This window comes from Streptomyces sp. NBC_01723, assembly GCF_036246005.1.
Classification (GTDB): Bacteria; Actinomycetota; Actinomycetes; order Streptomycetales; family Streptomycetaceae; genus Streptomyces.
Window position 1 is genome coordinate 3,519,494 of record NZ_CP109171.1, and the last position, 12,225, is coordinate 3,531,718.

The following is a 12,225-nucleotide window of genomic DNA, read 5'->3' on the forward strand; positions in this document are numbered from 1 at the left end:
TCATGCCGCCAGCCCCTCGGCGAGCGGGCCCAGCGCGAGCGCCGGGAAGTAGGTCAGACCGGTGATGATCAGGACGGCGCCGACGAGCAGGCCGGTGAACAGCGGCTTCTCGGTGCGCAGGGTGCCGGCGGAGGCGGGTACGGGCTTCTGCTGGGCGAGGGAGCCCGCGAGCGCCAGGACGAACACCATCGGCAGGAAGCGGCCGAGCAGCATCGCCAGCCCCAGGGTGCTGTTGAACCACTGCGTGTCCGCGTTCAGGCCGGCGAAGGCGGAGCCGTTGTTGTTCGAGGCCGAGGTGTAGGCGTAGAGGATCTCGGAGAATCCGTGCGCCCCGCTGTTGGTCATCGAGTGGCCCGGGGTCGGCAGGGCCATGGCGGCGGCGGTGAAGACCAGGACCAGGGCGGGCGTGATGAGGATGTAGCAGGCCGCGAACTTGATCTCGCGGGTGCCGATCTTCTTGCCCAGGTACTCGGGTGTTCGGCCGACCATCAGACCGGCGATGAACACCGCGATGACCGCCATGATCAGCATCCCGTAGAGGCCGGAGCCGACGCCGCCGGGCGCGATCTCGCCCAGCATCATGCCGAGCATGGTGATGCCGCCGCCGAGTCCGGTGAACGAGGAGTGGAAGGAGTCCACAGCGCCCGTGGAGGTCAGCGTGGTCGACACCGCGAAGATCGACGAGGCGCCCACGCCGAAGCGCAGCTCCTTGCCCTCCATCGACGCGCCCGCGAGTTCCGGGGCCGGTCCGTGGTGGGCGAACTCGGTCCACATCATCAGGGCGGTGAAGCCGACCCAGATGGCGGCCATCGTGCCGAGGATCGCGTAGCCCTGGCGGACCGAGCCGACCATCAGGCCGAAGGTCCGGGTCAGCGAGAACGGGATGAGCAGGATCAGGAAGATCTCGAACAGGTTCGAGAAGGGCGTCGGGTTCTCGAAGGGGTGGGCGGAGTTGGCGTTGAAGTAGCCGCCGCCGTTGGTGCCCAGCTCCTTGATGGCCTCCTGGGAGGCGACCGCGCCGCCGTTCCACTGCTGCGGGTCGCCGAGGAACTGACCGACCTCGTGGATGCCGGAGAAGTTCTGGATGGCCCCGCAGGCGACCAGGACGACGGCGGCGACCGCGGCGATCGGCACCAGGACGCGGACGACACCGCGCACCAGGTCCGACCAGAAGTTGCCCAGCTCACCGGTGCGGGACCGGGCGAAGCCGCGCACCAGGGCGATGGCGACGGCCATGCCGACGGCGGCGGAGACGAAGTTCTGCACGGCGAGGCCGGCGGTCTGCACGACGTGGCCCATGGCCTGTTCGCCGGAGTACGACTGCCAGTTGGTGTTGGTCACGAAGGACACGGCGGTGTTGAACGCCTGGTCCGGGTCGATGGAGGCGAAGCCGAGGGAGCCGGGGAGGACGCCCTGGAGCCGCTGGAGCAGGTAGAGGAAGAGGACGCCGGCGAGGGAGAAGGCGAGCACGCCGCGCAGGTACGCGGGCCAGTGCATCTCCCGGTCGGGGTCGGCACCGATGCCCTTGTAGATCCACTTCTCGACGCGCCAGTGCTTGTCGGAGGAGTAGACCCGGGCCATGTGGTTGCCGAGGGGTACGTAGGCGAGCGCCAGCGCGGCGATGAGCGCGAGCAGCTGGAGGACGCCGGCGAGGACGGGGCTCATGTGGTGCTCAGAACCTCTCCGGGTGGATCAGGGCGAGGACGAGGTAACCCAGGAGGGCGACGGCCACGATCAGGCCGACGATGTTCTCTGCGGTCACAGCTTCGTCACCCCCTTGGCGACGAGAGCCACGAGCGCGAACACCGCGAGCGTGGTGACGACGAAGGCCACGTCGGCCATCGCAACTCCTAAGAGGTTCGGGCAGGGAACTGACAGTTCGAGGAAAGCTCCTTCCTGGCCGGATTCGGCCGTCGTTGATGGCTTCCATACGTCGACCCGAACGGCTTTGACGCTTCCCTGATGGGGTGCCTGCCGCCGGCGGCACGGCGCGCTGCGACGACGCGTCCGTGCCGGGTCGCGGCGGACCCCGGGACGCTCGTCGCCGACCCGCACCCGGGGTACCGGCCGGCCGAGGGCGCCCGGCGCTCCGTGGCCTCGGGGTCGCCGGCCCGTGGCGGGACGGCACCGCGACGGTTGAAGACGACGAGGCGCAGTACGGCGAAGCGCGCGACGCCGGCGAGTGCGGAGGCGGACAGGTAGACGATCTGCTCAAGGACCGCGCCGGGCGCCGCCACCAGCTGGTGCAGGGCGAGCATCGCCGCGCAGGTCGCCGCGTACGCGGCCGCCGCCGATCCGGCGGACTGCGTGTGCTGGCGCCAGGTCGCGCGCCCGCCGGCACCGAAGGTGAAGCGGGCGTGCAGCTCGGTGGCGAGGAGCGTCGAGACCACGGTGATCACGGCGTTGGCCAGGGCCCAGGGGAGCCAGGCGGCGAGGGCCGCCACGGCGACGCTGGAGGCCAGTCCCAGCCCGCCGCCGCACAGGACGAAGCGGGCGAAGGCGGCGAGGGCACCGGGCGCCCCGTGCGGCCTGCCGGGCGCTCTGTCCGCGGCCACCGTCACCGTCACCGTTTCCATGGTCCGACCCCCCTGTAGATTCCGCGCACCTTGTTGACGCCACTATGGCACACATGTGGCACCATTACGAGCCCTTTATGGCGTCAGCTGTGCCACCAGAAAGGCGGCGCACCCCGACACGGTGTCGGGGTGCGCCGCCCTGGGACGGTGGAGCGAGGGGCCGCTCCGGCACTACCTCGGGTCGCGGTCGAAGACCGACTTCGACCAGAAGTAGCCGAGCACGGTGAGGGCCACGCACCAGCCGAGGGCCAGCCAGCCGTTGTGGCCGATCTCGGTGCCGAGCAGCAGGCCGCGCAGGGTCTCGATGCACGGGGTGAAGGGCTGGTACTCGGCGATCGGCTGGAACCAGCCCGGCATCGCGTCGATCGGCACGAAGGTGCTGGAGATGAGCGGGAGGAAGATCAGCGGCAGCGCGTTGTTGCTGGCGGCCTCGGCGTTGGGGCTGATCAGACCCATGCCGACGGCGATCCAGGTGAGGGCGGCGGAGAAGGCCGTGATCAGTCCGAACGCGGCGAGCCACTCCAGGGCCGTGGCGTCGGTGGAGCGGAAGCCGATCGCGAGGGCGACGAGGCCGACGAAGACGACGCTGAGGATGGACTGGAGCACGCTGCCGACGACGTGCCCGACGAGGACCGAGCCGCGGTGGATCGCCATGGTGCGGAAGCGGGCGATGATGCCCTCGGTCATGTCGTTGGAGACGGAGACGGCCGTACCGACCGTGGTGCTGCCGATGGTCATCAGGATCAGCCCGGGGACGAGGTAGGCGACGTAGGCGTCGCGGTCCGCGCCGCCGCCCATGCCCGCGCTCATCACGTCGCCGAAGACGTAGACGAAGAGCAGGAGCAGCATGACCGGGGTGAGCAGCAGGTTCAGGGTGAGGGACGGGTAGCGGCGGGCGTGCAGCAGGTTCCGCCGGAGCATGGTGGACGAGTCGCGCAGGGTGAGGGCGAGGGTGCTCATCGGGCGGTCTCCTTGGACTGGTCGGCCTGGGCGGGGACGGTGGTGGAGCCGGTGAGGGCGAAGAAGACGTCGTCGAGGTCGGGGGTGTGCACGGTCAGCTCGTCGGCCTCGACGCCGGCCGCGTCGAGCCGGTCCAGGACGGTGCGCAGTTCGCGTTGGCTGCCGTCGTTGGGGATCTGGAGGGTGAGCGCCTCGTCGTCGCGGGCGGCGTCGGCGAGGGCGTCGGTGGCGTCGCGGTAGGCGGCGGGGTCGGTGAAGCGCAGGCGGACGTGGCCGCCCGGGATGAGGCGCTTGAGCTCGTCGGCACTGCCCTCGGCGGCGATCCGGCCGCCGTTGAGGACGGCGATGCGGTCGGCGAGTTCGTCGGCCTCCTCCAGGTACTGGGTGGTGAGGAAGACGGTGGTGCCGCCGTTGACGAGTGCGCGGATGATCTTCCACATGTTGTGCCGGGAGCGGGGGTCGAGGCCGGTGGTGGGCTCGTCGAGGAAGATGATGCGCGGGTTGCCCACCAGGGTCATGGCGATGTCCAGGCGGCGCTTCATGCCGCCGGAGTAGGTGGAGGCGGGCTTCTTCGCGGCCTCGACGAGGTCGAAGCGTTCCAGCAGTTCGGCGGCGACCCGCCGGCCCTCGGCCTTGGACAGGTGGTTCAGGTCCGCCATCAGGAGCATGTTCTCCTCGCCGGTGATCAGCCCGTCCACGGCGGAGAACTGGCCGGTGACGCCGATCGCGGCGCGCACGGCCTGCGGGTCGGTGCCGAGGTCGTGGCCGCCGACCTGGGCCTGGCCGCCGTCGGCGGTGATCAGGGTGGAGAGGATCTTGACGGCGGTGGTCTTGCCCGCCCCGTTCGGCCCGAGCAGCGCGAACACCGATCCGGCCGGGATGCGCAGGTCGATGCCGTCCAGGACCACCTTGTCGCCGAAGGACTTGCGCAGGCCGACGGCGGAGATGGCGGCGGGCGCGGGGGCGGCACCCTGGCCGGATGTGGGCATGACAGTCGAAGGCACGGGGCCCTCCCGTTCGAAGGCTGGAGTGACTGGGGACGAGAAGCGCGGTGGGTTCCGACGTACCGCTGAAGTCGATGACGTCATCATGGCACCACTATGGCGCCACAAGCAAGGGAGAATGTGGCACAGCCTGGCACCACACGATGCCAACGCGTGCCACGCGCGCGAAGTCGCAGGTCGGAGCGCCGTCCGGAGCCGCGAAAAATTCTCTGAAGAAGTCCGTACGGCGATGTCGAGAACACGGGTCCCGCTCCGTCCCCGGGGTGCACGCGGCCACAATGGACCGCACCAGCACCGAGGAGACGCACCATGGCCAAGTACCTGCTGCTCAAGCACTACCGAGGCGCCCCGGCTGCCGTGAACGACGTGCCGATGGACCAGTGGACGCCCGAGGAGATCTCGGCGCACATGCAGTACATGCGGGACTTCGCGGACCGTCTGGAGAAGACCGGCGAGTTCGTCGACGGTCAGGCGCTCGCCCCCGAGGGCACCTTCGTCCGGTACGACGGTGAGGGGCGCCCTCCGGTCACGGACGGCCCGTTCGCCGAGACCAAGGACCTGATCGCCGGCTGGATGATCATCGACGTCGACACCTACGAGCGCGCCGTCGAGCTGGCCGGTGAGCTGTCGGCCGCCCCCGGCGCGGGCGGGAAGCCGATCCACGAGTGGCTGGAGCTGCGCCCGTTCCTGGTCGAGCCGCCCACCGTCACGGAGTGACCCGGGAGATGGACGAGGTCCTGCTGAGGAGCCTCACGCCGAGCGTGCTCGGCATCCTCGTCCGCCGCGGCGCGGACTTCGCGGCGGCCGAGGACGCGGTCCAGGACGCCCTGATGGAGGCGGTCCGGGCCTGGCCGGACGACCCGCCGCGGGACCCGAAGGGCTGGCTGGTCGCCGTGGCCTGGCGGCGTTTCCTCGACGCGACCCGGTCGGACACCGCCCGCCGACGGCGCGAGGACCGGGTGGACGAGGAGCCGGCGCCCGGCCCCGCGTCCTCGGTGGACGACACCCTCCAGCTCTACTTCCTGTGCGCCCACCCCTCGTTGACGCCGTCGTCGGCGGTCGCGCTCACCCTGCGCGCCGTCGGCGGACTCACCACCCGTCAGATCGCCCGCGCCTACCTGGTGCCGGAGGCGACCATGGCGCAGCGCATCAGCCGCGCCAAACGCACCGTCTCCGGCGTGCGGTTCGACCGGCCAGGAGACGTGGCGACCGTGCTGCGGGTGCTCTACCTGGTGTTCAACGAGGGCTACTCGGGCGACGTCGACCTCGCCGCCGAGGCCATCCGGCTCACCCGGCAGCTGGCGGCCGCCGTCGATCATCCCGAGGTGGCGGGGCTGCTGGCGCTGATGCTGCTCCACCACGCGCGCCGCGCCGCGCGGACCGCGCCCGACGGCAGCCTGGTGCCGCTCGCCGAGCAGGACCGCGGCCGGTGGGACACCGCGTCGATCGCCGAGGGCGTGGCGATCCTCCAGGGGGCGCTGGCCCGCGACCGGCTGGGCGAGTTCCAGGCCCAGGCGGCCGTCGCCGCCCTGCACGCCGACGCGCCCACCGCCGAGGAGACGGACTGGGTGCAGATCGTGGAGTGGTACGACGAGCTGGCCCGCCTGACCGACAGCCCCGTGGTCCGGCTCAACCGCGCGGTGGCCGTCGGTGAGGCCGACGGCCCGCGGGCGGGTCTGGCGGCGCTCGCGGCGGTGGACTCCTCGCTGCCCAGGTACACCGCGGCGGCGGCGTACCTGCACGAGCGGGACGGCGACCCGGACACAGCGGCACGGCTGTACGCCGAGGCGGCCCTCAAGGCCGACAACCTCGCCGAACGCGACCACCTGACCCGCCGCGCGGCCCGGCTCAACGCAGCTCGCCCTCCGGGAAGTTGACCGGGTCCCGCTCCGTGTGCGTTCCGCTCACCCGGTCAGTCTGCGCCCGGCCGGTCGGCGACGCATCCGGAGTCTGCGTGGCCCCGGGGGCCTGGCAGAACCGCAGCGGCAGCATCGCCGCGTCGTCGTGTGAAGGGCAGCGGGAAGGGGTCCGGCCGGGGCCGCCGGGCCGAGCGGGAGGGCGTGCACCGGGTCGTACGCCGCCTCCCGGAAGGTGCCGAGGATCCGGGCGGCGGTCTCCACCGCGTCCAGCCCCCTGCCCTGCACGTCGCCGACGAACACCCGGACGCCTGCGGCGAGGCGACCACCTCGTACGGGTCGCCGCCGATCCGGCCTCGGCGAGGCCGAGGTGTACGAGAGGGCGGCCTGCAGCGGGCCCGCGGCAGCGGTACCGGGCGCGGCAGGACCCGCTGGGCCACCCGTCGCGGCGACCGTGATGCGCTCGCGCCGGGAGGCGGATCTGGCCCGCGTCCGCTCGATCGCGTTCCCGGGGGAGGCTCAGGGGCCTCCCCCGGGAACGGCTCCTCACGCCGCCCGGACCAGCCTCGGCAGCAGCCCCCCGTCGGCCGCGCCGCGCCGGCTCGCCACCGTCAGCGCGAGGGTCACCGCGAGGGAGCCCGCCGCCATCGCGGTCATCGCCGTCGCCGGGGAGGTGAACTGGGCGACCGTGCCGGCCAGCGTCGCGGAGACGCCCTGCAGGGTGAGCATTCCGGCGGAGTGCAGTCCGAGGACGTGCCCGGAGAGTTCGTCGGGGGTCAGGGCGACCAGGCGCTCCTGCTGCACCAGGCTCGCGCCGAAGCCCACGGAGGCCAGCGCGACCAGTACGGCCGTCAGCGGCAGCGGCGGGCGCAGGAACAGCGCCAGGTACGGCGCGGCCAGCAGCACCAGCAGCGGGACGCCGAACCGCGGACGCAGCCGGGCCGGGAGCAGCCGGCCGACCGTCACGTCCCCCGCGAGCATGCCCAGCGCGGCGCAGGCGAACAGCGTGCCGGCCGCGCGGGGGTCGTAGGAGACGTACAGCGACTCGCAGCCGACGACGAGGCCGTTGGGGATCCACAGGGCCAGCAGCACGTGGCGGCGCGGACGGGCGGACCAGAGCAGGGCGTTGGCGTGCCAGGTGGCGCGTACCGAGGGGCGGCCGGTGGCGCGCGGCGGACGGCGGGTCAGCCGCAGCGCGAGGGCCGCCGCGGTGGCGTACAGACCGGCCGCGAGCAGCAGGCACAGGCGCGGTGACAGCAGGGTCACCAGGACGCCGCCGGCCGCGTATCCGGCGATCTGCATGACGCCGCTCATCATGTTGAAGAGCGAACGCCCGGTCAGGTAGCGGTCCTTGGAGAGGATCTCGGTCAGCAGGCCCCAGCGGACGCCGCCGCCGAGGGAGGCGATCAGTCCCTCGACGAGGACGATGGCGAGCATCGCCCAGATGGGCAGGCCGGGCAGCGCGAGGGCGGCGGTGGCGGCCGCGAAGGCCAGGGAGAGCGCCGCCAGCGTGGTGCGCGGGGCGAGCCGGTCGGCGCCGGAGAGGAAGAGGGTGGCGCCCAGCACCTGGGCCAGTGCCGGACCGAACATGCTCACCGCGGACAGCAGCGGTGACCCCGTCGCGCGGAACACCAGGGTGCCGAGCGCCAGTCCGCTCACCGTCTGTGCGGCGATGTTGGCCGAGGAGGAGAGGAAGAGGGGGCTGAACTCCGGGGTGCGGAAGAGGTCCGCGTAGCTCGTGCGGCGGGTGTCTGGCATGCGGGGAGTCTGGGCCGCCGCGGGGACCGGCGTTATTCTTTCGCGTCCGTGCGAAACGTCGGCGGCGGGAGGCGGCGTATGGGCTGGTGGCAGATCAACGCCGACACCCTCGCGCGCAGCCGTTTCGTCGTCTCGCCCCTTGCCGAGACCTTCGCGTGCCTGAAGCTGCTGCACGCCGGGGTGGCCGCGCACCCGGGTGAACGGGCCTGGCTCGACGCCCGGCTGCCCGCGTACCGGCGCCGGCTCGCGGACGATCCCGTGACGGCGCTCCTGGTCCGTTCGGGCGTCGGCCGGGAGTGGATCGCCGACTTCCTCACGCCCGCCCCGCGTGAGGGCGAGACCTTCGACGAGGGCGTCGCGCGCGTCCGGACGACCCGCCCCGACGTGGCCCGCGCCGACCTGGCCGTCTCCCTCGGGGGTGTGCTGCCCTCCGCCCTGGACCGGGACGACCTGCCCGAGCGCGCCGCCGCGCTGCTGGAGGACGTCTGGGCCGAGGCCGTACGGCCCGACTGGGAGCGGCGCCGCCGTGTCCTGGAGGCGGATGTCGTCGCCCGGACCGCGCGGGTCAGCCGGGGCGGCTGGGCGGCGGTGCTCGACGCGCTGCGGCCCGGCACCCGCTGGCTCGGCGACAGCCGCCTCCAGATCAACCTGAACCCGTACCCGCCGCGCGACCTGTCCGGGGCCGAGCTTGCCCTCGTGCCCATCACCCCGCAGCGGCAGGGCTGGGTGGCGTGGGAGGAACCGGAGCGGTACGCGGTGGTCTACCCGTGCACGGGTGCCCTCGCGGACGACGGTGCGCGCACCGTCCCCGCGGCGCTCGGCGCGCTGCTCGGCCCGGCCCGCGCGGGTGTACTGGTCCTGCTGGGCTCCCCGATGAGCACCAGCCAGCTGGTGGGGGTGACCGGACAGGCCCTCGGCTCGGTCGGACGGCATCTGCGGGTGCTGCTGGACGCCGGCCTGGTGGAGCGACGCCGGTCGGGCCGGTCGGTGCTGTACTCACGGACGGCGGCCGGGGAGGTGCTGGTCGAGGCGGCGGCCGGGGAGGCGGCCGGGGAACCTGTCATCGGGCGGGGCTAGCATCCGGGCATGACGACCTCAGAGAACGCGCGCAGCAGCGAAAGCCTCCCCCTCGACGTCGGGATCGACGCCCTCCAGGGCGGGTCCGCCGACCTCTCCCAGTACGCGGGCCGGGTCGTACTGGTGGTCAACGTGGCCTCCAAGTGCGGGCTCACCCCGCAGTACGCCGGCCTGGAGCGGCTGCACGAGCGGTACGCGGAGCAGGGCTTCACCGTGCTGGGCGTGCCCTGCAACCAGTTCATGGGCCAGGAGCCCGGCGGCTCCGACGAGATCGCCGAGTTCTGCTCGGCGACGTACGGCGTCACGTTCCCGATGACCGAGAAGGTGGAGGTCAACGGGGAGGGCCGGCACCCGTTGTACGACCGCCTGACCGGCTTCGCCGACGCCGAGGGGCACAGCGGGGACATCCGCTGGAACTTCGAGAAGTTCCTGATCGGGCGGGACGGCAGGGTAGCCGCCCGGTTCGCGCCGCAGACCGAGCCGGAGGCGGCCGAGGTCGTGGCGGCGGTCGAGGCCCGGCTGGCGGGCTGATCGACCGGAGCTGGCGGGCTGATCGACCGGACCGGAACTACCGACGGGCCGGTTGACCTTCCCCCTGGGTCAGGCCCGAGCGTCGTCGTCGCCGGGCGGAGAAGCCGTCCGGCGACGGAGGATGACGACGTGGACGACGCTCGCGACGACGGGTTGCTGACCATCGGGGCGTTCGCCGAGAGGGCCAGGCTGTCGGCCAAGGCCCTCAGGCTGTACGACCGGATGGGCCTGCTGGTGCCCGCCCGGGTGGACGAGGCCACCGGCTACCGCTACTACCGCGCCGGCCAGGCGGAACGTGCCCGGCTGGTGGTGCTGCTGCGCCGGTTGGACATGCCGCTCGCGCAGGTCGCGGAGGTGGTCCACGCGGACGGGCCCCGGGCCGCCGCCCTGCTCGACGCCTACTGGGCGGAAGTGGAGGCCCGGGTGGCCGGGCAGCGCACGCTCACCGAGCACCTCCGTGGACGACTGTCGGGGAGGAGCTCCGAGATGTACGCGAGGTTCGAGGTCGAGACGGTGGACGTGCCCGAGCAGGTGGTGATCAGCGAGACCCGGCACACGCTGGCGGCGGAACTGCCTGCGTGGATCGGCGCCTCGCTGGGGCGGCTGGAGGAAGCGGCCCGCGGTTGCGGAGGCGTGACGGCGGCGCCGTACGTCGTCTACCACGCCGAGGTGTCGATGGAGAGCGACGGCCCGGCGGAGTCGTGCGTCCCGGTGGCCGACGAGGCGGCGGCCCGGGCGTGGTGCGAGGAGCGCGGGCGGGTCTGGCAGACGCGGGTGCGGGTGGAGCCGGCCGGGCGGCTGGCCTACACCCGGATCACCAAGGCGCAGGTGGCACATCCGCAGATCCTGACCGCGTTCGAGGCGGTGGAGGCGTGGATCGCCGATCAGGGGCTGACGGCGGCGGGGCCCTGCCGCGAGGTGTACTTCGCCGACTGGGAGGCGGCGGGTCCCGAGGACCCGGTGTGCGACATCGCCTTCCCGGTGAGGTGAGGTGAGGTGAGACAGAGCCCTCTCGGCAAGGTCGGCGAACTGGTCGAGAGGGCTCCGCCGTCGGTACTGCCGGGCGGTGCGTGGAGTCGTCCTCGGGGTGTTACTCCTTGACCGACCCCACGAACGCGTTCCACGCGTCGGCGGGGAAGGCGAGGACCGGGCCCTCCTGGACCTTGGAGTCACGGACGGCGAGCGCCGCCACGAGGGGTGACCGGACCTCGACGCACGCGCCGTTCCCTCCGGAGTAGGAGGACTTGGTCCACGATTCCTGGGCGCCCTGACGAATTGCCATGTCTGCTCCGATGGCGAGTTGCTGAGTGCGGTTTACGCCAATGACGTGTGATCTTTGGCGTGATCGACGCTACTCGCTGACCTTCCCGTACGGAGCAGCCATTCACCCGACCGGATGGCATATTCCAGGTGAGTCTTCCAGTACCGCCAGTCAGGGGTGTAGCATCCGCCCCTTTCTCAGCGTGCGTACTCCTTCGCCACGTCCTCGATGCGCTGGCGCGACTGCTCCACGTTGAGCGCCTGCGCCCGCAGATGCTCGTACATCACCGTGTACTTCTGCACATCCAGCGCCTTCTCGAGGTACAGGTCGCTGGTCACGCCCTCGATGTAGACCACGCTCGAGTCGGCCGCGTCGGCGAACTCCAGGATCGAGTACTGCCCGTTGATGCCGGGGTGCGCCCCGACGTCGAACGGCAGCACCTGCACGGTGATGTGGGGCAGCTGCGACATCTCGGCGACGTGCTCCAACTGCTCCCGCATCACCTGCCTGCCGCCCACCACGCGGCGCAGGCTGGCCTCGTCGAGCACCACCCACAGCCGCAGCGGGTTGTTCTGGGTGGCGATGCGCTCCTGGCGCCGTATGCGGACCTGCACCCGCTTCTCGATGTCGGCGACCGACGTCTCCGGCAGGGCGCCCTGGATGAGCGCCTCGGCGTACGCGCGGGTCTGCAACAGCCCGGTGATGATCTGCGGTTCGTAGGTCCGCAGCGACTCCGCGTCGGTCTCCAGGCCGATGTAGACGCTGTACGGGATGTCCCCGAAGGCGTGCCACCAGCCCTGCTGGCGCGAGTCCTTGGCCATCTGCATCAGCGAGTCGACGATCCGCTGGTCCTCGACCTCGTAGACCCCGCACAGGTCGCGGACGTCGCGCTGGCTGATGCTGCGCCTGCCGTTCTCCAGGCGGCTGATCTTCGACTGCGAGACCAGCAGCCGCTCCGCCACCTCCTCGGCCGTCATGCCCTTGAGCTCACGGAGCCTGCGCAGCTCCTGGCCCAGCCGACGCCGCCTTACGGTGGGATTGACACTCGACGCCACGGAACGTGCACCTCCGGCTGCGTGACTCATACTTGCCACTTTGCGTATCTGCTGCTGAGCAGACTGCCACCAAGGTGGTTTCCACCGCTGGCAAACGGTCCATATGCGCCGCGTACACGCCAGTTCGGAACGCCACCCGCACACATG

Annotated in this window: 12 protein-coding genes and 2 pseudogenes; 5 read left to right on the top strand and 9 right to left on the bottom strand. The window is 71.9% G+C overall.

The features are described from left to right. The 5 genes and pseudogenes from kdpA to OIE75_RS16120 all read right to left on the bottom strand — a co-directional run bounded on the left by kdpA (window position 1) and on the right by OIE75_RS16120 (window position 4,525). Entirely contained in the window at window positions 1–1,665 is a 1,665-nt protein-coding gene (gene kdpA, locus OIE75_RS16100) for a potassium-transporting ATPase subunit KdpA (RefSeq protein WP_329471302.1), read from the bottom strand. A 7-nt stretch (window positions 1,666–1,672) separates the two neighbouring features. Next, window positions 1,673–1,762 carry a K(+)-transporting ATPase subunit F gene (gene kdpF / locus OIE75_RS16105; RefSeq protein WP_037922167.1) on the bottom strand — a complete coding sequence of 30 codons (90 nt, stop codon included), beginning with the start codon at window positions 1,760–1,762 and terminating at the stop codon, window positions 1,673–1,675. Between the two features lie 370 nt (window positions 1,763–2,132). Then, a pseudogene (locus tag OIE75_RS16110) lies at window positions 2,133–2,576 on the bottom strand (hypothetical protein); the annotation flags it as partial. A 171-nt stretch (window positions 2,577–2,747) separates the two neighbouring features. Continuing rightward, window positions 2,748–3,536 (bottom strand): ABC transporter permease, encoded by a 789-nt coding sequence (locus OIE75_RS16115; protein WP_307013069.1) that lies wholly within the window; start codon window positions 3,534–3,536, stop codon window positions 2,748–2,750. Continuing rightward, window positions 3,533–4,525 (bottom strand): ATP-binding cassette domain-containing protein, encoded by a 993-nt coding sequence (locus OIE75_RS16120; protein WP_307017962.1) that lies wholly within the window; start codon window positions 4,523–4,525, stop codon window positions 3,533–3,535. Before OIE75_RS16120 ends, OIE75_RS16115 begins: the two co-directional genes overlap by 4 nt. A 324-nt stretch (window positions 4,526–4,849) precedes the next feature. Between OIE75_RS16120 and OIE75_RS16125 the strand changes: the two genes are divergently transcribed. Both OIE75_RS16125 and OIE75_RS16130 read left to right on the top strand, forming a co-directional pair. After that, window positions 4,850–5,257 (top strand): YciI family protein, encoded by a 408-nt coding sequence (locus tag OIE75_RS16125; protein WP_307013070.1) that lies wholly within the window; start codon window positions 4,850–4,852, stop codon window positions 5,255–5,257. A gap of 8 nt (window positions 5,258–5,265) precedes the next feature. Beyond that, window positions 5,266–6,417 (top strand): RNA polymerase sigma factor, encoded by a 1,152-nt coding sequence (locus OIE75_RS16130; protein WP_329474001.1) that lies wholly within the window; start codon window positions 5,266–5,268, stop codon window positions 6,415–6,417. Window positions 6,418–6,585: 168 nt separating this feature from the next. On the opposite strand, the pseudogene OIE75_RS41445 reads toward OIE75_RS16130, so the two are convergent. Together OIE75_RS41445 and OIE75_RS16135 are read right to left on the bottom strand one after the other, a co-directional pair. Then, window positions 6,586–6,851: pseudogene (locus tag OIE75_RS41445) on the bottom strand (hypothetical protein); the annotation flags it as partial. A gap of 91 nt (window positions 6,852–6,942) precedes the next feature. Then, window positions 6,943–8,154 carry an MFS transporter gene (locus tag OIE75_RS16135; protein WP_307013072.1) on the bottom strand — a complete coding sequence of 404 codons (1,212 nt, stop codon included), beginning with the start codon at window positions 8,152–8,154 and terminating at the stop codon, window positions 6,943–6,945. A 78-nt stretch (window positions 8,155–8,232) separates the two neighbouring features. Between OIE75_RS16135 and OIE75_RS16140 the strand changes: the two genes are divergently transcribed. The 3 genes from OIE75_RS16140 (at window position 8,233) to OIE75_RS16150 (ending at window position 10,752) form a co-directional block, all read left to right on the top strand. Then, window positions 8,233–9,231 carry an ArsR/SmtB family transcription factor gene (locus OIE75_RS16140; protein WP_307013074.1) on the top strand — a complete coding sequence of 333 codons (999 nt, stop codon included), beginning with the start codon at window positions 8,233–8,235 and terminating at the stop codon, window positions 9,229–9,231. A gap of 9 nt (window positions 9,232–9,240) precedes the next feature. Next, complete coding sequence (locus tag OIE75_RS16145; RefSeq protein ID WP_307013076.1) at window positions 9,241–9,762, top strand: glutathione peroxidase; 522 nt, start codon at window positions 9,241–9,243, stop codon at window positions 9,760–9,762. Window positions 9,763–9,891: 129 nt separating this feature from the next. Continuing rightward, window positions 9,892–10,752 carry a MerR family transcriptional regulator gene (locus OIE75_RS16150; protein ID WP_307013077.1) on the top strand — a complete coding sequence of 287 codons (861 nt, stop codon included), beginning with the start codon at window positions 9,892–9,894 and terminating at the stop codon, window positions 10,750–10,752. A 100-nt stretch (window positions 10,753–10,852) separates the two neighbouring features. Here the strand turns inward: OIE75_RS16150 and OIE75_RS16155 are convergent, their stop codons facing one another. Then, window positions 10,853–11,044: a DUF397 domain-containing protein gene (locus OIE75_RS16155; RefSeq protein WP_122619709.1), complete on the bottom strand. Its 192-nt coding sequence runs from the start codon at window positions 11,042–11,044 to the stop codon at window positions 10,853–10,855. A gap of 176 nt (window positions 11,045–11,220) precedes the next feature. After that, a complete protein-coding gene (locus OIE75_RS16160) occupies window positions 11,221–12,078 on the bottom strand; it encodes a helix-turn-helix domain-containing protein (RefSeq protein ID WP_329471303.1) in 858 nt (285 codons plus the stop codon). Between the last annotated feature and the right edge of the window lie 147 nt (window positions 12,079–12,225).